General features: G+C 32.6%; 20 protein-coding genes. 12 read left to right on the forward strand and 8 right to left on the reverse strand.

The window, feature by feature from the left end; all coding sequences use genetic code 11:
* Positions 1-43: 43 nt before the first annotated feature.
* The 4 genes from GQ47_RS22625 to GQ47_RS22640 all read right to left on the reverse strand — a co-directional run bounded on the left by GQ47_RS22625 (position 44) and on the right by GQ47_RS22640 (position 4,640).
* A complete protein-coding gene (locus GQ47_RS22625) occupies positions 44-493 on the reverse strand; it encodes a hypothetical protein (RefSeq protein WP_035653422.1) in 450 nt (149 codons plus the stop codon).
* Positions 494-637: 144 nt separating this feature from the next.
* Positions 638-2,086 (reverse strand): serine hydrolase domain-containing protein, encoded by a 1,449-nt coding sequence (locus GQ47_RS22630; RefSeq protein WP_035653425.1) that lies wholly within the window; start codon positions 2,084-2,086, stop codon positions 638-640.
* Between the two features lie 145 nt (positions 2,087-2,231).
* A complete protein-coding gene (locus tag GQ47_RS22635; RefSeq protein WP_035653428.1) occupies positions 2,232-3,767 on the reverse strand; it encodes a serine hydrolase in 1,536 nt (511 codons plus the stop codon).
* Positions 3,768-3,845: 78 nt separating this feature from the next.
* A complete protein-coding gene (locus GQ47_RS22640) occupies positions 3,846-4,640 on the reverse strand; it encodes a helix-turn-helix domain-containing protein (RefSeq protein ID WP_035653431.1) in 795 nt (264 codons plus the stop codon).
* 208 nt (positions 4,641-4,848) lie between these two features.
* Between GQ47_RS22640 and GQ47_RS22645 the strand changes: the two genes are divergently transcribed.
* Positions 4,849-6,297: a DUF1214 domain-containing protein gene (locus GQ47_RS22645; RefSeq protein ID WP_035653434.1), complete on the forward strand. Its 1,449-nt coding sequence runs from the start codon at positions 4,849-4,851 to the stop codon at positions 6,295-6,297.
* A gap of 60 nt (positions 6,298-6,357) precedes the next feature.
* Here GQ47_RS22645 and GQ47_RS22650 read toward each other — a convergent pair whose 3' ends face one another.
* Entirely contained in the window at positions 6,358-6,951 is a 594-nt protein-coding gene (locus tag GQ47_RS22650; RefSeq protein WP_035653437.1) for a GNAT family N-acetyltransferase, read from the reverse strand.
* Between the two features lie 269 nt (positions 6,952-7,220).
* Between GQ47_RS22650 and GQ47_RS22655 the strand changes: the two genes are divergently transcribed.
* On the forward strand, positions 7,221-8,561 hold the full coding sequence (locus GQ47_RS22655) for an FAD-dependent oxidoreductase (protein ID WP_035653440.1): 1,341 nt from the start codon (positions 7,221-7,223) through the stop codon (positions 8,559-8,561).
* Between the two features lie 80 nt (positions 8,562-8,641).
* On the opposite strand, the gene GQ47_RS22660 is transcribed toward GQ47_RS22655, so the two are convergent.
* Positions 8,642-10,159, reverse strand: coding sequence for a helicase HerA-like domain-containing protein (locus GQ47_RS22660; RefSeq protein WP_035653443.1), 1,518 nt, complete (start codon positions 10,157-10,159; stop codon positions 8,642-8,644).
* A 380-nt stretch (positions 10,160-10,539) separates the two neighbouring features.
* Between GQ47_RS22660 and GQ47_RS22665 the strand changes: the two genes are divergently transcribed.
* The 8 genes from GQ47_RS22665 to GQ47_RS22700 all read left to right on the forward strand — a co-directional run bounded on the left by GQ47_RS22665 (position 10,540) and on the right by GQ47_RS22700 (position 17,033).
* Positions 10,540-11,364 (forward strand): MotA/TolQ/ExbB proton channel family protein, encoded by an 825-nt coding sequence (locus GQ47_RS22665; protein ID WP_035653445.1) that lies wholly within the window; start codon positions 10,540-10,542, stop codon positions 11,362-11,364.
* A gap of 61 nt (positions 11,365-11,425) precedes the next feature.
* Entirely contained in the window at positions 11,426-12,052 is a 627-nt protein-coding gene (locus GQ47_RS22670; RefSeq protein WP_035653446.1) for an ExbD/TolR family protein, read from the forward strand.
* A gap of 19 nt (positions 12,053-12,071) precedes the next feature.
* Complete coding sequence (locus GQ47_RS22675; protein WP_035653448.1) at positions 12,072-12,626, forward strand: ExbD/TolR family protein; 555 nt, start codon at positions 12,072-12,074, stop codon at positions 12,624-12,626.
* 37 nt (positions 12,627-12,663) lie between these two features.
* Positions 12,664-13,464: an energy transducer TonB gene (locus tag GQ47_RS22680; protein ID WP_035653450.1), complete on the forward strand. Its 801-nt coding sequence runs from the start codon at positions 12,664-12,666 to the stop codon at positions 13,462-13,464.
* Complete coding sequence (locus tag GQ47_RS23810; protein WP_035653453.1) at positions 13,464-13,694, forward strand: hypothetical protein; 231 nt, start codon at positions 13,464-13,466, stop codon at positions 13,692-13,694. The genes GQ47_RS22680 and GQ47_RS23810 overlap by 1 nt, the downstream gene beginning before the upstream one ends.
* A gap of 1 nt (position 13,695) precedes the next feature.
* On the forward strand, positions 13,696-14,616 hold the full coding sequence (locus GQ47_RS22690; RefSeq protein WP_035653456.1) for a PstS family phosphate ABC transporter substrate-binding protein: 921 nt from the start codon (positions 13,696-13,698) through the stop codon (positions 14,614-14,616).
* Between the two features lie 16 nt (positions 14,617-14,632).
* Positions 14,633-16,300: a tetratricopeptide repeat protein gene (locus tag GQ47_RS22695; protein WP_035653459.1), complete on the forward strand. Its 1,668-nt coding sequence runs from the start codon at positions 14,633-14,635 to the stop codon at positions 16,298-16,300.
* Between the two features lie 100 nt (positions 16,301-16,400).
* On the forward strand, positions 16,401-17,033 hold the full coding sequence (locus tag GQ47_RS22700; RefSeq protein ID WP_035653462.1) for a 7-carboxy-7-deazaguanine synthase QueE: 633 nt from the start codon (positions 16,401-16,403) through the stop codon (positions 17,031-17,033).
* 30 nt (positions 17,034-17,063) lie between these two features.
* Here the strand turns inward: GQ47_RS22700 and GQ47_RS22705 are convergent, their stop codons facing one another.
* Both GQ47_RS22705 and GQ47_RS22710 read right to left on the reverse strand, forming a co-directional pair.
* Positions 17,064-17,609 (reverse strand): YfiT family bacillithiol transferase, encoded by a 546-nt coding sequence (locus GQ47_RS22705; RefSeq protein WP_035653464.1) that lies wholly within the window; start codon positions 17,607-17,609, stop codon positions 17,064-17,066.
* A gap of 16 nt (positions 17,610-17,625) precedes the next feature.
* Entirely contained in the window at positions 17,626-18,333 is a 708-nt protein-coding gene (locus GQ47_RS22710; protein ID WP_035653467.1) for a class I SAM-dependent methyltransferase, read from the reverse strand.
* 75 nt (positions 18,334-18,408) lie between these two features.
* On the opposite strand from GQ47_RS22710, the gene GQ47_RS22715 reads away from it, so the two are divergent.
* Together GQ47_RS22715 and GQ47_RS22720 are read left to right on the forward strand one after the other, a co-directional pair.
* A complete protein-coding gene (locus GQ47_RS22715) occupies positions 18,409-18,903 on the forward strand; it encodes a YkgJ family cysteine cluster protein (protein WP_035653470.1) in 495 nt (164 codons plus the stop codon).
* Positions 18,904-19,015: 112 nt separating this feature from the next.
* A complete protein-coding gene (locus GQ47_RS22720; protein WP_035653542.1) occupies positions 19,016-20,251 on the forward strand; it encodes an ABC transporter permease in 1,236 nt (411 codons plus the stop codon).
* The last annotated feature ends 253 nt before the right edge of the window (positions 20,252-20,504 follow it).

Genomic DNA, 20,504 nt, shown 5'->3' on the forward strand with positions numbered 1-20,504 from the left:
AAAGAAAAACCTTTGAACCTTTGCAACTTTGTGCCTTTGAACCTTATTTAGAAATATACTTCCCTAAAACAATATCATTTGCAAAAATGTTCAAATTATTTGCAAGCGCTTTATTCGCAAGCATTACATTTTTGGTTTGGTAGGCAGTATCTTTTTCGTACGCTTTCAGCAGCGTTTCTAATTCTACTTCATCATAAAAAGCAAAAGAATTATAAATGGCGTCTCTGAAATTTTTATAATTGATGCTTTGGGTAATTTCCATCGATTTTTGTTCGTTCCAGCCTTCTTTGGCGGAAGCCTCATTAATTTTAGTCAGACAAAAATCAATTACATAAGTTTTGTAATGTACCGCTTCGACAATTTTATCGACGATGATTTTGTTTTGCTGTGTTGGCATTGCCGGAGGTGGTGGATTGTTTTGCGATACGCATTTTGAGGAAACAAACAAACAAAACAAGGCAGTCAAAAGACTATACTTTTTTAGATTTTTCATAGGTTATTTAGCTGTTTTTGGGAAGAGCTAAAATAGTATTTTTTATGATAAATCATCGAATAGGAATGTTATAAGTTATAACAAAAAACTCCGATAAAGCAGTTTGAAGCTGCCTTGTCGGAGTTTTTGAATTTATGATTTCGCTTATTTTTTCGAAAGTTCAGCCAAAACTTTTTTACCGCCTTCATTACCAGGATCAAGCTCAACCGATTTTGTATAATTTTCAATTGCCAGCTGTTTATTGCCATCAGCTAAATAAGCTTCACCCAGACTGTCATAAGTATTTCCTGATTTTGGAAAAGCTTCTACATTGATTTTGAAAACTTCAATCGCTTCTTTCTTTTTTCCAGTTTGCAATAATTGATATCCAACTCGGTTCATATCGCCTTCTTTAATGGCGTAAGTTGGGTCACTTTTTAACTTTTTGTAAATTTCATTTCCTGCTGCAACACCTTTTTGTGAATAGGCATCTAATAAATCAAGTGCCAGTGATCTTTTTGCTTGATTATAAGGCTGTTTGTACAAAATAGCTCTAATTGAATTATTCATTTCGCCCAAAACAGTTCCGCCTGTATTATTCAATAAAACAACTAAAACCTTATCAGCAGGAATTCTTGAAATAATAGTGTTAAATCCGTTAATTCCGCCGCCGTGTTCTATAATTTTTAGTTTTTTATCACCAATTGTAGTTTCTTCAACGCCCCAGCCATATCCGTATGAACCATCCCAAGCTTTAATATAAGGTTTGAATAGCAATTCCATTGACTTTTCTGAAAGCAATTTATTTGTATAAAGCGCCTGATCCCATAAATATAAATCTTCAACTGTTGAATATAAAGATCCTGCCGCATACGGAATGCTCATATCGATAAAAGAAGCGTTGCTTAAAATTTTTCCCTCTTTTTCATAACCTGCCGCTCTGTTTTTTATGATGATTTCGCTGTGATCAAAACCAGTATTAGTCATTTTTAGAGGTGTAAGTATAACTTCTTGTAAATATTGCTCGTATGTTTTTCCTGTGATTTTTTCGATAATATAACCCAGTAGAAAATAACCCGAATTGCTGTAATTGAATTTTTCGCCTGGCGTAAATTCCAGCGGAAGACTTGAAAACGTTTTTACAAATGCTTCAGGTGTATACGAATTTCGGGCTTTCTCTCGCATAAAGTTTGGTACACTTGTGTAATTAGGAATTCCAGATGTATGTGTCAAGAGATTATGAATCGTTATTTTATCTCCATTTTCTTTTGGATAATCAGGCAAATAAGTAGTAATTGGAACATCTAATTTTATTTTTCCTTCTTCGGCCAATTTCACAATTAAAAGCGCTGTGAATTGTTTAGTAATGGAACCTAATCTAAATTTAGTATCGGGTTGATTGGGAATATTCCATTCAAAATTAGCCGAGCCAAAACCTTTTTTGAAAATTACTTTTCCGTTTTCAGCCACTAAAGCTGATCCGTTAAATTGTCCATATTCGTTGTATTTGCTCAAAAGCTGCTCAATTTGTTTGGCTTTTTCCTGAGCGAAAGTTGTAATGGTAAAAAGAAATAATATTGCACAGAGGGCAATTGGTTTGATTGACTTTTTCATAACGATTGATGATTATGGTTTTAGGATTAATGAAAATAATTTGTTTTTTGATTGATGATTGAAACGTCATAACAATTGTACAATCAGTATTTTAGTATAAAAATACCGAAATAAATTATCGTGTTCTAATTGTTAGACGACTGAATTATCGTTTGGTTTCAATTTCAATCAATTTTTTTCCATTTTCTCCTAAAAAATGTTCCATAAGCTTCGTATAAGCTTTATATCCATCATCAACATTGGTAAAAATAATCAAGCCTTGTTTTGTTTTTGGAAAAAGAAAAAATAGCGTTTGTACACCTTGATCAGCGCCACCGTGCGATAACGCGTAATTTTCATTTCCTAAATCGTAAATTTCAAAACCCAATCCAAAATATTTGTCAGCCTTTGTTTGTTTTACCTGATGCGAATTCATTTCCTCATAAACTTTTTTGCTCAAGCCATCGCCATTCATTACACTGCATAAAAAAGTTCCATAATCCTGAATTGTGGTCAATAAATCGTCGGCAGCGTTTGCGGTTTTGTTTTTTACAGGTTCGTATGCATTTCCGTTTTTGTCATAATTGATAGCATATCTTGAAAAATCTACTTTATCGTTCCAGATATATTGTGTGTCGTTCATTTTCAGTGGTTCAAAAATTAATTCTGAAGCTAACTGATTGAGAGTTTTGTGGAATTTTTTCTCCAAAGCTTTTCTCAAATATTCCATTCCCTCGCCAGAATATTGATATTGAGTTCCGGGTTTGAATTTAAAATCCAATTTTCCGGATTTATTCATATAACGCCAATTTGGAAAACCAGTTTGATGACTTAAAACAATTCGCGTAGTCAGTAATTTATGATTCGGATCATTTGCAATATCAGGATCAGTCCAGTATTTATATAAAGGCTCATCTAAATCCCATTTTCCTTGGCTTACTAATTTTAATGCTACAATTGCTGTAACTGGTTTTGTTAGTGAAGCTACATTCCAAATGGTATTATATGGTGCGGCAACTCCTTTTTTAAGTTCGCCATAAACTTTAATTTGTTTCAGTTTTCCTTCCGAAATAATTCCGAGCCCTAAAGTTGGAATATTATTCTCTTTCAGCCATTTTTCTGTTTCCTGCTCGTTGTCAAAAAGATTTGTTTTTTCAGCTTCATTTACAGCATTATGATCGTAGCTCAAAGATCTTTTTAATCTCCAAACATTATTTTCTAAAACCCAAACATGCGTAAACCTTGCTTTACCAACTAATTTTTCGTTTTCAGATTTTAAAGATTCATTTTTAGCGGCTACATTTTCATAAAATTGATGAATTCCAGTTTGAATAGCAGCGTATAAAACACCTTTTTTATACATCGGAAAAATTTTGGTGCTTCCGTCAACTAATTCTCGTCTGCATTTATAGGTTGCTGGTGAGCCACATAAACCATTTTTGAAGCTTTGCAAAAATTCCGTTTTGTTTGAAGTTCCGTCTTTATCATGATAAAATTCGAATTGATCGCTGTATAAATTTTCAAACTGGCTAATATCACAAGTATTAAAACCGACATTAAAAAGAAGGCTGTCGCGTGACATAATGGTTTTGTACAGTTCTGAGTTTTTTTCTTCCTGCGAATAAATACTTTGATTACAGAATAATGCGATTCCCAATAAAATGATTTTTAATTGGAAAGCAATAAAATTGATGGTTTTCATTTTGATAATTGATTGATGATTAATGATTTTGCAAGAATACTACAATCAAAAATAGGGAAATTGTACAAAAGCGAAATATTATCTTTTTTCAGAAAGAAAATAAGAATTGGGATTGAATGTTTTTGGGCTTGCTTTTGTTACGTCTTTAAACTTTCGGATAAAATGAGATTGATCAAAATATTTATTGTAGAGTGCAATATCGGTGAGACTCATTTTCTCTAAATTGGTAGAAATCATTTGATCGACCGATTTTCTGAATTTCAAAATCTGAATGTATTTTTTAATAGTAAGCCCGGTTGCCGTTTTAAATTTAATTTGAAGAAGACGTTGTGAAGATTTTATCTTTTTGGAAATGTCCGAAACTGAAATTTCTTCTTCCTGCATTCGGATTATTTCACAGATTTTTTCAACCGTATTTTGATTCGGATTTGAATTGTTCAGTTCTTCAAAATAAGAGTTTATTTTACCTAATAAAGTTTCTATATCCGAATCAATATGAATCTGAAAAGGCAATTCTGCAGCATCAATTTTAATAATTGAATCAACAAAATTGCTCAAATCATATTTAGGAAACATCGAAATCGTCCAGGCGTGAAGCTGAATAATAGTAACTTTAGTTTTCGGCTGAATATTGACCAGAACTTTATTGGTCATTTGAGAACAGAAATAAATGCCTTCGTTCATTTCATATTTCTGTTTGCTTGTATGAACTTCAATGGTATTTCCAGAAACTATTGCTAGATTAAAACAGCCATTTGGTAAAACGAGTTTGTTTTCAATGAGGCTTTCGCCGATGCTGTTGTCAAGACACCAAATTTTATTGACGAATCTTTCCGATTTATTAGAAACATAGTATTCAGAATATAATTTCATTTACGAAGTACCAAACTTTAAAATTGCTGATTATCTTTTTGTTTCAAAGTTAATCTAAATTGATTGAACAGTATGTGGCATAAAAAAACTAAAAGTGGTTTCATTTTAGAAAGTGAAACATAATAGAAGGTTGAAAGAAGTTTAGTTTTCTTACGGTAAGTTAATTTTGGGGTAGAATTTTTTGTTTAATCGATTTAATTCCCCTGCCATGAAAAAATACATTTGTTACTTGTTTTTATTGCTGTTTATCATAACTGCTTGTAAAAAAGAAAATACAACAGAAACAACAGCGAATCAGTCCACTGTTGATTCAAAAACTGCTTTTAAACCAGAAAATATAAAAGAGAAAATACTATATCAAAGAGCTGTTGATGCTGCTATTTGGGGAATTCCGGCAGTTAATTTCCAACTAATGTACAAAGAAATGGAAAAACAAAACGGTGCGTATAATCAGATTGTATACTGGCCGGGTTTATTAAGTTGGAAAAACCAGACACTAACTCCAAATCCAGATGTTATTTATCTGATGCCTTTTTTTAATACAGAAAAGGGCCCGGTTGTATTAGAAATTCCTCCCGCGGATAATGGTGTTTTTAATGGCAGTGTAATGAATTATTGGCAAGCAGCAATCGAAGATGTTGGACCAGGTGGATTGGATAAAGGAAAAGGTGGAAAATATATTATTCTGCCTCCCGGTTACGACAAAAGTAAAATTCCAGCTGGATATTTTATAATGCAGTCTGATACATATCGTGGTTATGCACTTTTGCGTTCTGTACTGAAAAGCGGAAGTCCTGAAGATGTAAAAGCAGCTGTCGATTATAGCAAAAGAGTAAAATTATATCTTTATTCTGAAGCTTCAAATGCTCCACAAACAATATTTGTAGATGCTACAAAAGCAGTTTATGATTCTTCTATTAAATATGACGATAGCTTCTATGCGACACTAAACGAAATTGTGCAGCAAGAACCTTTTTTGGAGCGTGACAGAGCAATGATTGATCCGTTAAGAACTATTGGGATTGAAAGAGGAAAGAATTTTAGCCCTGATGCAAAAACCAAAGAAATATTTAAAGCCGCAGTAAATGAAGCCAGAGATTGGCTTATATATAATTATGAAAAAACTAAACCTTTTTATGAAGGGACCAATTGGTTTTTCCCAGCAGATAAAGAAAACATAACGAGTGTGAAAAACTCTTTCCAGATCAAAGAAATTTATCCAATCGACAACCGTGCGGTTTGTTATATGATTGCTTTTTTTAGTGCCAAACACTTAGGAGAATCACAATATTATCTTATGACTTTAAAGGATAAAGATGGTAATTTACTTAAAGGTGATACTTCGTATCGTTTAACTGTGCCTGCAAACGTACCTGTAAAACAATATTGGTCAATGACGGTTTATAATCGAGAGACGCATACATTTATTAGAGATATGAAATGGGCTGGACGTTCGTCTCAAACACCTGGTATTAAAAAGAATAGTGATGGAACAGTAACTTTATACTTTGGGCCAAAACCACCTCCGGAAGGAGAAAACAATTGGGTTCCAACCGATCCAAAAGGAGATTTTGAAATACTGGCAAGATTTTATGGGCCAACACCAGCCTTGTTTGATCAATCTTGGAGGCTGACAGATTTAGAGAAGGTTAATTAGTTTTGAATACGTTTTTATTTTTAAACCCAGCTTTTTTGGCTGGGTTTTTCTTTGAAATGATCATTTAAATTCAGAGAAATATTGTGCTTTAGTATTCTCCCATTCCTCCAAAATAATACTATAATAAACATCATCTTTACTCTTTCCTTCAGAATCGACATAATTATTTCTAAAAATCCCTTCTTTCAAAGCGCCTAATTTTTCAATAGCTTTCTGTGATCTTAAATTTTCAAGATCCGCGCTGAATTGTATTCTTCTAAATTGAATTTTTTCAAAACCAAAATTCAGCAACTCAAATTTGCAGGCTTTGTTTAAGCCCGTTCCCTGAAATTCTTTTCCGTACCAAGTCCAGCCAATTTCGCATTTTTGACTCGCATGATTTAGATATCCGTAACGTGTGCTTCCTGCAACTTTATTTGTTACTTTGTCGATTATTAAAAACGGATAACAAATTCCGTCTGCTTTTTGTTTTAAGGTATTTTGAATATAGTTTTCGAAATCTTGATCATTTCGAATGTACATTCCCATATATTTCCAGATTTCATCATCAAAAATAATTTCTCTAAGTTCTGAATTTCTTTCACTTCCAAATGGAATTAATAGTACTTTTTCGTTTTCTAAAATAATATCCGATTGTAAAATTTCGCTATTCATGATTGTTTAAAATATTAGTGTAATCTTAAAGCGAAGGTAATTGTTTAATTTTTGTAAATAAATTGAATAATATAACAAAATGTTGTATTTGTAAAACAAAGAATCAAATTCTGATTTTGCGCATTATATTATAGGTATGATTAACTTTTAAAATTCTAACAATTAAAAACTTTATTCGAAATGGTTAGCTTACAAATAATTCGTTTATTTTGAAGGTTATCTATAATTATTACTTATTTTTACGACCCAATATATTAGAATTTCCCTCGATGCAAACTTCATTAAAAATTGCTGTAGTTGGTTCTGGACTTGTAGGATCACTTTTGGCGATTTATCTTAAAAAAGCTGGTCACACCGTTCATGTTTATGATCGTAGTCCCGATATTAGAAAAATAAATTTCTCTGGCCGTTCTATAAATTTGGCGATGTCGAATCGTGGATGGAAAGCACTTGATGCTGTAGGAGTTGGCGATTCGGTTCGTGAAATTGCAATTCCGATGGATAAACGTGCGATTCATTTAGTAGATAAACTGAATTTTCAGAATTATGGACAGGAAGGAGAATCTATTTATTCGATTTCAAGAGGAAAACTGAACAGAAAAATGATTGATTTGGCTGAAGAAGCCGGAGCCGAGTTTCATTTTGAGCAAAAAGTTTGGGACGTTACCTTAAGCGATGCGACTTTGCATATTGGCGAAAGCGAAAGAGGCGAGTGGGAAGAACGAAAATTTGATATGGTTTTTGGTGCCGATGGAGCGTTCTCTAGAATCCGCCACAGAATGCAGCGTCAGAGCATGTTCAATTATTCGCAGGAATTTTTGAATATGGGTTATAAAGAATTGAATATTCCGGCAAATGCTGATGGAACTCATAAATTAGATAAAAATTCATTTCATATCTGGCCAAGAGGCGAGTACATGTTAATTGCATTGCCAAATCTTGACGGAAGTTTTACCTGTACCTTATTTATGCCTTTTGAAGGCGAAAACTCTTTTGAGTCATTAACAGATCGTAAAATGGTAGAAGATTTCTTTGAGAAAAACTTTCCAGATTCGATTGAAGTGATTCCGGAATTGGCAAATGATTTTTTTAAAAATCCAACGAGTACTTTGGTTACGATGAAATGCTTTCCATGGACTTTTGAAGATAAAATTGCTTTGATCGGAGATGCTTGTCACGCCATTGTTCCGTTTTATGGACAAGGAATGAATGCAGGTTTTGAAGATATTACGGTTTTGAATGAAATGATTGAAAAGTACCAAGACGATTGGAAAAAGATATTTTCAGAGTACCAAATTTCCAGAAAACCAAACGCAGATGCAATTGCTGAGCTTTCGTATCGTAATTTTATGGAAATGAGTACTAAAACTGCTGATGAAAAATTCTTGCTTCAAAAGAAAATTGAAAAGGTTTTTTCCGATAAACATCCAGACAAATGGATTCCGCTTTATAGCCGTGTTACATTTAGTGATCGTCCTTATTCTGAAGCTTTAGCAATTGGTGATTTCCAAAATGCAATTATGGAAGAAGTTTTAAAACTAGACAACATCGAAAATATCTGGGATAAGCCAGAAGTTGAAAATAAAATTCTCGAATTATTATCTAAATAATTTTCAATATCAAAGAACAATTACAATATCAAAAATCAATTTTAAATTGACATTGATATTGTAATTGACATTCAATATTATTATTTCTTAAAGATTTTGGTTAAAACACCAAAAACTCCTCTTATAAAAGTAGCGCTTGTAACAACTTTTAAAACAGATTTTGTAACGACTTCTGTAGTACTAGGTCCTGTTTTTGAAGGTTTTGTTGGAGCTTGTTCTTCTTGTTCAGCTGCAGCCTGAGTAGCACTTTCAATCTTTTTATTCAACATTTCGTAGGCACTTTCCCGGTCAATTTCCTCAGCATATTTTTTAACCAATTTTGATTTGCCGTTTATTTCTTCAATTTCATCATCGGTTAAAATATCCATTCTACTCATTGGCGCGCGCATCATCGTCGCAACAAGTGGAGTCGGAATCCCTTTTTCGCTTAATGCAGTAACTAATGCTTCTCCAATTCCTAAACTAGTTAGCAACTCATCTGTTTTATAATAATCGGAAGTTGGATAATTATCTGCAGTCTTCTTGATTGCCTGGCGATCATTTGCTGTAAAAGCTCTTAACGCATGCTGGATCTTTAAACCCAATTGCGCCAAAACACCACTTGGAACATCCATCGGGTTTTGCGTTACAAAATAAACACCAACACCTTTTGAACGAATCAGTTTTACAATAGTTTCAATTTGTTCCAATAATGCTTTGCTGGCTTCATTAAAAATCAAATGTGCTTCGTCAATAAAAATCACTAATTCTGGCTGTTCGGCATCACCTTTTTCAGGCATTTTTTGATAAATTTCAGCAAGCAAGCTTAGCATAAAAGTCGAGAACAACTTTGGTTTATCCTGAATGTCAGTCAAACGGATGATATTTACGTAACCTTTTCCATTTTCATCGATTCGCATTAAATCCTCAGTGTCAAAAGATAATTCACCAAAAAATATATCACCGCCTTGTTGCTCCAATTCAATTATTTTTCGAAGAATTGTCCCTGTTGTTGCAGTAGAAATTTTACCATAATCTGCTGCAATTTCGTCTTTACCTTCTTCGGTAATATAATTAATGACTTTTTTAATGTCTTTTAAATCCAATAAAGGCATTTGTTTGTCATCACAATATTTAAAAATGACTGCAACAACACCAGCCTGAGTATCATTAAGGTCTAATATTCTAGAAAACAGTACGGGACCAAATTCAGATACCGTTGCGCGTAGACGAACTCCGTTTTGTTTAGAGAGTGACATTAATTCTACAGGAAATGAAGCTACATTATAAGGTATATTCATTTTTGCATGACGCTCGGTAATAAAGCTTTGTTCTTTGCCTTCTTTTGCAATACCGCTGAAGTCTCCTTTAATATCCATCATTAAAACAGGAATTCCCACATTTGATAATTGTTCTGAGAAAACCTGAATCGTCTTTGTTTTTCCAGTTCCAGTCGCGCCAGCTATAAGTCCGTGGCGGTTCAAGGGTTTTAACGGAATTTTTACATGAGCATCTGCAACAGCCTCTCCATCCAGAATTGCACTTCCTAAAGTAATACTATCACCTTTAGAAAGATAACCGTTGTTGATGTCTTGAATGAAATTATCTTTTTTATTCATGTTTTTATTTGTAATTTAGATGATTATAAGAGTTTTGCTTCATTTTTTAACAATAAGAGTATATTTTTTTTAGTAAGAAAATGCTTTTTTTGATTGAAAATGATATAAAAAATAAATTCTCAGCTTTTTAAGAAGATTTCAATGGATTAATTGAATATTTACTAAAACGTTGTAATTTTTTTACTAATCGACCTTTTTTTTGGTTTATCAAAAAAATGACAGCGACAAATTAATGAGATATTTTTTAAATTGACGTTAAATTTCCTTCAATAAAATTAAAAAAAGTTTTTTTATTTAAACTAAACGTATAAATTTGCTCCTCTACAAGTTAAATATAACTAAAAAATAAAAATTATTTAAAACTATTAAAATTAAAAAAAATGGCAAACGTTAAAGTTAAAAAAGAAAGCACTTCAAATGGGGGAGGAATGATTTCAGGAATCATTATTGCAGCATGTGTTTTTGTAGGTTGGTTAATCTGGAAATTCGTTATGGGGGATTCAGCTAACTTTGAAGGAGGAAATCCAGAAACAGGTCACCCAATCAATACTTTAGGTATGGTTTACAAAGGAGGTTTCATTGTACCAGTATTATTAGGTATGCTTTTAATGGTTGTTGTTTTTTCTATTGAAAGATTTATCGTTATCGGTAAAGCTGCTGGTAAAGCTAACTTAGACAAATTCATGAAAAGTGTTCAAGGAAGCATTAAAGAAGGAAACATCGAGGCTGCTATCGCTTCATGTGACAAACAACAAGGTTCAGTTGCAAATGCAATTAAATCTGCTTTGATTAAATATCAAGACGTTAAAAAAGAAGGTTTCAATAGTGAAGAAGCTTCAGAAGTAATCCACAAAGAAATCGAAGAGGCTACTTCATTAGAAATGCCAATGTTAGAAAAAAATATGACTATTATCTCTACTTTAGTATCTTTAGGTACATTAGGAGGATTATTAGGAACTGTATCAGGTATGATTAAAGCGTTTGGTGCGTTAGCTTCTGCTGGAACTCCAGACCAGGCTGCTCTTGCAACAGGTATCTCTGAGGCACTTATCAACACTGCAACAGGTATCTCTACTTCTATCTTTGCAATTGTTTCTTACAACTTCTTTACTGCTAAAATTGACGATTTAACTTACTCTATCGATGAGGCTGGTACTACAATCGTGAATACTTACAGAAAATTCAGAGGAAGTTTAAAACAATAATTAATTTTTGGTATATAAATAATTAATATTTAATTATATCAAAAAAATAAAATAAAAGATAATGGCTAAAATTAAAATGAAAAAGAAGTCAACATCGACAGATATGACTGCCATGTGTGATGTTGCGTTCCTTTTGCTTACGTTCTTTATCTTGACTGCTACTGCTAAAGTTCCTGAAGCGCTTCCTGTAGATATGCCTGCTTCTACTGTAGAACATAAATTACCAGATTCTAATTTGGCAATTATTACAATAGGAAAAGGATCAGACGGAAAGAGCAAAGTGTTTTTCGATATCAAAGGAAGAGAGATTCGTAAAAGAACTCTTGAAGGTATGGGAGCAAAATTTGGAGTGACTTTTTCAGAAGATGATAAAGCTAAATTTGCGTTAATGGATGACTTTGGTGTTCCAGTAGCAAGTTTAAAGCAAATCATTGATATGAAAGCAGCTGATAGAACTAAAGCAAATCAGCCAGGTATTCCAATCGATTCTTTGGATAATCAATTAAAAGAGTGGCTTTTGGTTTCAAGAAGAGCTACAATTGATCTTGAAGACAAAGAGTTAGAGATTGCAATCAAAGGAGATGCTAAAGAACAATATCCTCAAATCAAAAAGATTATGGATATTTTACAAGATCAGAAAATCAATTCCTTTAACTTAGTTACAGGTACGAGAGGAAAAGACTTTTAATTAAAAAAGATACACTAAAATGGCTGAATTAAATACCGGCGACGGTGGTGGCGGAAAAGGTGGCAAGGTAAGAAGTAAAAAGCAAAATTCGAAAGTCGATTTAACGGCAATGGTGGATTTGGCATTCTTATTGATCACGTTCTTTATGTTAACCACATCGTTGTCAAAACCTAAAGCGATGGATTTATCACTGCCAGATAAAGATCCAGATGATAAAACACCTCCTGTTAAAGTTGATGAAAATCGTACAATGACAATAATGTTAGGAGAAAACAATAAAATGGTTTATTATATGGGATTATTGGCTACTCCAAAAGTTGGTCCAAAAGATATCTCTTATGGTAAAGATGGTATTCGTAGAGAATTACTAAAACAAAAGAAAGAAGTTTTAGCTTATTCTACTGCTCAAGGAAAACCTAAGAATGGAATAATAGTTATTATTAAGCCAACTAAAAAATCAAATTACCGTAATTTGGTTGATATGTTAGATGAAATGGCTATTACAGGAGTGGATACTTATGCAATTGTTCCTGAGTTTAGTCCTGAGGAAACAAAATTGATAGATAAAAAATAAGATTTATCTTGTTTGAACATCCTAATAATCAAGAAAAATGAAATTAGATATTATAAAAAATCAGTGGCTTGATATCGTATTCGAAGGACGTAATAAGATATATGGTGCATATGAGTTAAGAAAATCGAACAACAAAACTACGGTAAGAGCACTTATCATTGGTTCGATTATTTTTAGCTTTGCTGTAGCAGCTCCTCTTATTGCAAGCTATTTGCCAGATTCTAGCGAAGATGATGCGAATAAAGATATTAAGATCGCTACAGTTAAATTACCTCCTAAGAAAAAAGAAGAGGTAAAACCAAATGAACCACCACCACCACCACCACCACCAAAAGTGGATCAGGTGAAGTTTGTGAAGCCGGTTGTTGCTAAAGCAAATGAGGTTACAGAAGATCCACCAAAAATTGAAGATCTTAAAGATAAGAAAGTTGGTGCTGAAACTATTAAAGGAGACCCAGATGCAGTTTTAACTGTTGAGGAGCCAGTAGGAACAGGAACTGCTGCAGTAGTTGAAGAAGATAACCAAGTATATAATACGGCTGGTATCGAAGTAAAACCAGATTTCCCTGGAGGAATTGAAAAATTCTACAAATTCGTAGGAAACAATTATAAAACTCCAGAAGAAGAAGGTTTAAAAGGTAAAGTTTACGTTACGTTTGTAGTTGAAAAAGACGGTTCATTAACCGACATTAAAGTTTTAAGGGATATCGGTTACGGTACAGGAGCAGAAGCAATTCGTGTTCTTAAAAAATGTCCAAAATGGACTCCTGGCGAACAAAATGGTAAAAAAGTTAGGGTATTATATTCTCTTCCTATTACTATTCAATCTGCAGAATAATGTTAAAAGATATGCTTAATAATATTCAGAAGAAATCGCTCAAAGAGCGATTTCTTCTTGTTTTAGGAATACTGTTTTTTTTAATATATCTTGTGCTGGGTTTAATGATTATGTTTTGGGAAAAGTTACCTTTGGACATGGAACCTAAATACAGATATGCTTTTGGGATATTGCTAATTGTTTATTCGGCAATACGTTTCCTTAGGTTAATTAATTCTAATAAGGAGTAATATGTTAAAATATAGTAAAGTTTTTGGTTTGATTGCTTTTGTCTTTTTGTTTGCCATGTGCAACCAAAAAAGCAAGAATGAATCTGAAGAAACAATTTTAAAAGGATCTCTTGATGTTACAGTTGATGAAACAATAAAGCCAATTGTTGATGATCAGGTTGCTGTTTTCGAAGGAACTTACTATGATGCCAAAATCAATGTGAAGCCTAAATCTGAGGTTGAGCTTATCAATGATTTGCTTAATAAAAAAGCTAAAGTTGTAGTAACAGCTCGTAATTTGACAGTGGAAGAATTGAAAAGATTTGAAAAAAGTAAAATTAATCCTAGAGTTACGCCGTTTGCTATTGATGCAATTGCTTTAATTTCAAACAAAGGCAATAATGACACATTAATTGCGTTGAAGTCTGTGATAGATTTTATGCAAGGAAAAAAAGATACCGGAATTAAAGGACTTGTTTTTGATAATCCAAATTCTAGTACAGTTCGTTATATGAAGGATTTGGCTAAAGTGAAAGAGATTCCGGCAAATGGAGTGTTTTCTTTTAAAACCAATGATGAAGTGATTAAATTCGTTTCTGAAAACGAAGGAATGATTGGAGTAGTTGGTGTTAATTGGTTGTCTCAGCCTGCAGCAAATATGACTGAATATATAGAAAAAGTCAATATTTTGGGCGTGAAAGGTTTAAACGGTAATAAATATTACTATCCAAGCCAAAATGACCTTGCCGAAGAAAGATATCCTTTGGCACGTGATTTGTTTATTATAAATTGCCAGGGTTATACAGGATTAGGAATGGGCTTCTCGTCATTTGTGGCAGGAGAAATTGGTCAAAGAATTATATTAAAATCTAGTTTGATGCCAGTGAAAACACCGGGAAGAAAACTTAATATTAGAACCCAAATTTTAAAAGATAAAGAATAAATTAATTACTAAAAAGATGAATAAATTTAAAATTTTTAGTCTTGCCTTAGTTGCTACAGCTTCTGTTGCAAAAGCGCAAGATATCAAAGAAGCTAAAAAAGCAATTGATGCTGAGCAGTTTCAAAAGGCAAAATCTTTGCTTAAGTCAATCATCAAAGCAAAACCTTCAGATGGTGAAGCTAATTTTGTTTTAGGTAATATCTATTTAAACCAAAGTATTATTGATTCTGCTAAAATTTATTACCTAAATGGGATTGAGGCAGCTGATAAAAAAAATCTGAATTATATTGGATTAGGTCAAATTGATCTTGATAATAAAAATACTGCTGCTGCTCAGGCTAATTTTGGTTTGGCAACTAAAGATATGAAGCGTAAAGATGTTGATGAATATATCTACATCGGTAAAGCTTACATCAATTCAAACAATCCTGATTACAATAGTGCAATCACTAGTTTGAAACGTGCTTTAGCAATTGAGCCACAAAATCCAACAGCTTTACTTACAATTGGTGATGCTTATTATGGAGCAAATAATCAAAACGATGCTTACAAAGCTTACCGTGATGCTTTTACTGCTGATCCAACGCTTTTAAGAGCTAAAATGCAATTAGGTGTTTTGTTGAAAGGTGCTAAATCATATGATGAAGCTATTAAAGCTTTCAATGAAGTTATCGCTTTGAACCCAAACTATGGTCCTGTTTACAGAGAGTTAGCTGAAACTTATTACAAATGGGCTAGAAATAAACCTTCTACAGCTAAAACTAATTTGCAGAATGCAATTACAAATTATGAGAAGTATTTGAGTTTAACAGATTACTCTTTAGATTCAAAAATGCGTCATGCGGATTTCTTGATCTTGGTAAAAGATTACAAAAGTCTAGAAACTGTTGCAAACAAAATGATTGCTGAGGACAAAGTTAATCCTAGAATTTACAGATATTTAGGATATTCTGCTTATGAGAACGGTAACATCGATGTTGCTCTTAAATCATTAGAAGATTATGTAAAAGTTCCTAACAATAAAGTAATCGCTAAAGACTATCTATACTTAGGATTTGCGAAAATTAAAAAAGGTACTGCTGCTGACGGTACAATTGAAGCTTCTGCGTTTGAAGCTGGTTTGACTGATATCAAAAAAGCCGTTGCTATGGAGCCATTAGCTGTTGAAGATCTTGGTGATTTTGGTAAAGAATTGTTTGGTAAAAAACAATACAACCAAGCTGCTGCTATTTATGAGTTAAGCACAACTAATACAGAGCAGAAAAACTACTTAAACGATAATGTTTATTTAGGTATTTCGCTTTATTATGCTAATGCTAACAAACCTGCTGGGACTGCTGATGCTGCTGCTTTGACTAAAGCTGATGCTGCTTTCGATAGAGTTCTTGTAGCTTCTCCTACTTATGACGAGGCTTACTTATACAAAGGAAGAATCAACAACTTATTGGAGAAAGATGATTTAATTATCAAAAACTACGAAGAGTATGTTGCAAAAACAACTGCTAAAGGTGCTGAAGAATTAGCAAAACCTGCAACAGTAAAAAAAATAGTTGAATCTTACAACAGTATTGGTGCAGCTTATGCTAATACAGACAAAGCTAAAGCAGTTGAATATTTCAATAAATCTTTAGTTTTAGATCCTGCTAATAAGTATGCAGCTGATTCTGTAAAAGCTTTAAAATAATAAATTAGTTTCTAACTAATTATAAAACCGACAGTTCAATGAGCTGTCGGTTTTTTTGTTCCGTATTTAAATGACTATCTTTGCACTTTAAAATTGAATAATGTTATCAAAAGAAATACAATTAGAAGTTAATAAAGGAGCTATGTTGCCTCTGATGGAAGAATTTTATACCATTCAGGGAGAAGGTTATCATACAGGGACAGCGGCGTATTTTATTAGAATTGGAGGATGTGATGTTGGTTGTCATTGGTGTGATGTGAAAGAAAGCTGGAATGCAGAACTTCATCCGCCAACAAGTATTGATTTAATTGTGAAAAATGCTTCAACTTATGCAGATACTGTAGTAATAACTGGAGGAGAACCTTTAACGTGGGATATGACTTTGCTTACACAGCAATTAAAAAATGAAAATTTAAAAGTTCATATTGAAACATCTGGTGCATACCCTTTAAGTGGAACCTGGGATTGGATTTGTCTTTCACCAAAGAAAAATAAATTACCAACACAAACAGTTTATGATAATGCTGATGAGTTGAAAGTGATTATTTACAACAAACACGATTTTATTTTTGCAGAAGAGCAAGCTGAACTTGTTAACGACGATGCAATTTTATTTCTTCAGCCTGAATGGAGCAAAAAAGAAGAAATGACTCCATTGATTGTTGATTACGTAATGAACAACCCAAAATGGCGTGTTTCTCTACAGACACATAAATACTTGAATATACCATAAAAAAAATCTCTTCAATTGAAGAGATTTTTTTTATTGCCAGTTTTTATACTTTTTTAAAGTCGTAATGTGCGCCAAATGGTGGTTTCCATGCCAGGCATACATTCCTATAATTTTCTTTAGTTTGTTTTCTGAGTTATCTGCTGGATGTATAAAAGTTTTTTCTAAATCAGATTCTGATAAGTTTTTCATGATATAGCCTAGTCTGAAATGAAGCCCTTTTAATAAATCTAAGGTTGGCTGAATCGGCATTGTTAAATTATCATTTAGTTCAGACCATAAAACTTCATCATAAGCTTTAATCACAGGATTGTTTTCAGTTAATGTCCATTTGATTCTAACATAACAATGCATGTGGCTTTCAGCACAATGATGAATAACTTGTCTAACGGTCCATCCGCCAGGACGATAAGGTGTGTCTAATTGTTCATCGGTTAAATGAATAGTTTCATTTGCTAATTTTTCAGGGAAAGCTTCAATTTCTTTAATTCTTTCAGAAAGATATTCTTGCGAATAATGTTCTGGAGCAATAAATTTTCCGATAGGATATTTTAACTTTTCTAGATCAAATTCTTTCATGGTGTATGTTTTAATGTTAAATAGAAAGTTTGGCTAAATAATCATAATGCTCGCCTTCTAAAATAAGTTCACATTTTAATCCATTAGCAATTGCTGCATTTTGTAGTGTGTTGTAATCTAGATAAAGCCAGTCAAACGATTCTTCTTTTTCTCCTTTATACGAAATCGTAAAAGTTAATTCTCCATAATAATCATTGCATGACGGAATCCATTTTCCGCCATCTTCATCCTCATCAAACATATATATGATATCTGAACTGTCTATTAAAATTTGACCTCCAGGATTTAATAGGGATTTAAGTTTCGATAAGTATTGATTGCAGTTTTCTAATTTTCCAAAAATTCCTGTACCGTTCATTAATAGAAGAATAGTGTCGAATTTTTCTTCTTGAAAATCAAGAATGTTTTGAGCTTTGGGATTTTTTATTCCTCTTAATTTACAAGTTTCGATTGCTTTTTCCGAAATATCAATTGAAGTGACATCCAAATTTCGATCATTTTGCAACGAAAGGCTATGGCTTCCTGCTCCGCACCCCACATCTAAAATTCTGCCGAAAGATAATTGAAGTGCTTTTTGTTCTAATTTGGGCATTTCATTATAAGACCGAAATAAATACGCAACACTCATTTCGTCTTCTTCAGAAATTGAGGTCTCGGTAATAATATCTTCAGGTGAATTATTGGTTTGGAAATCGTACATCGCTTTCCCAAATAGATCTTTCATCGTAATTTAGTTCAAAGATTAGGGTTTCAAGTTCAAAGTTGTTTAATTTTGCAGGATCAACTTTAAATTTTAAACTTGAAACAAATTTTAAATAACTTAAATAAGTTAGCCAAAGATAAGCATATCGAAAATAAAAAGTATTTCGATAAGCTTAAAAAGAAACAGCCTAAAAATTTAGATTATATAATGCAGGATTTACATGACGCCGAATTTAAAAAAACGGATTGTCTGCAATGCGCCAATTGTTGTAAGACTACAGGGCCGTTATTTACCTTGGCTGATATTGAAAGAATCGCGAAATCGTTTAGACAAAAACCGCAGCAATTTATTGATCAGTATTTGCGAATTGATGAAGATAAAGATTATGTTTTAAAAAGTGTTCCTTGTACTTTCTTGGATAGTGAAAATTATTGTATGATATATGACGTGCGTCCAAAGGCATGTCGCGAATTTCCACATACTGATCGTAAAAAGTTTCATCAAATTTCAGATCTGACATTAAAAAATGTAGCAATATGTCCGGCTGCATATAATATTGTTGAAGAAATGAAAAAGAAAATGCCTTTATAAGAATCTGAAAAAATCGTAATTGTTTTTTCTGACAATTCAATTCTGGTTTTTTAAACGTATTTTTGGCTTAAATAAATTAAGCGGTAAGTATCACCAATATAACATCATTAAATTGAATTTAGAATATTTTATAGCCAAAAGACTTATTACTGCAAAGGATTATAAAAGCAGTATTTCGGCGCCAATTATAAAAATTGCTATTTCGGCAATTGCAATTGGTATTATTATGATGCTGGTTTCTGTAGCGACGGGAATTGGACTGCAACAAAAAATCAGAGATAAAATCTCTGCTTTCAACGGACAGGTTATTATATCGAATTTTGATAACAATAATTCTGAAGTTACTTTGGTTCCAATTTCAAAAAAACAAGATTTTTATCCTAATTTCAAATCTGTTCCAGAGGTAAGTCATGTCCAGGCAATCGCTACAAAAGCAGGAATTATTAGAACTGCAAACGCATTCGAAGGAATAGTTTTTAAAGGAGTAGGGGCTGATTACGATTGGAGCAATATAAAAGAATATCTTGTAGAAGGAAATTTGCCAGATTTTACAAAATCACTGAATGAAGAAGTTATTATTTCCAGATATCTCGCTGACCGACTTAATTTAAAACTGGGTGATAGCTTTAATACTTTTTTTATAAAAGAAGAAAAAGGAAAAGTGCCAAATAGTCGTCGATTTAAGATCGTGGGTATTTTTAGTTCGGGATTTCAGGATTTTGATGCTACTTTTATAATAGGCGACATTCGTCATATCCAGAGAATCAACAAATGGAATCCTGATCAAATAGGTGCTTTCGAAGTTTTTGTAAAAGATTTTACAAAAATAAAGCAAACAGGTAATCAAATTTACGAACAATCCCCTTCAGGCTTGGATACTAAGACTATTATTGAAAAGTATAGTTATATTTTTGATTGGTTACAGCTTTTTGATTTTAATATAGTAGTAATTCTAGGTGTTATGATATTGGTTGCAACTATAAATATGGTAGTAGCACTATTGGTTCTTATTTTAGAGCGCACACAAATGATAGGTATTTTAAAATCTCTTGGCGCAAATAATTGGGCAGTCAGAAAAATATTTCTATATAACGCTTTCTATTTAATAATACGAGGTTTGTTTTGGGGTAATCTTATAGGTATTTCAATATTGTTAATTCAGCAACAGTTCGGAATAGTTCGTCTTAATCCAGAAAATTATTATGTAAACCAAGCTCCGGTATATTTAAATTGGGGTTATGTAATAGGATTAAATTTACTTACAGTGGTAATTTGTTTTATGGTCTTGCTGATTCCGTCCTATATAATAACGAGGATATCTCCAGTCAAAGCAATTCGTTTTGATTGATATTTAAATATTTTCATTTCAAACCCGACAGTTTTTGAAAACCTGTCGGGTTTGTTTTTTTCTATACATATATATGTATATAGAAAGCTATACTATATATAAGAGTAAAAATAACCGAATTTTGGATTGTATATAAGGAGCTATTTCCCGCTATTCGCTCCAATCTTTTGCTTTTTAAAGAAAAAAGCAAAATGATTTCCGCTTCTATCGGGGCTATGGCAGTTGTTTTCAGAAGAAATCCCCCGAAATAAAA

This window comes from Flavobacterium sp. ASV13, assembly GCF_000745775.1.
Taxonomy (GTDB): domain Bacteria; phylum Bacteroidota; class Bacteroidia; order Flavobacteriales; family Flavobacteriaceae; genus Flavobacterium.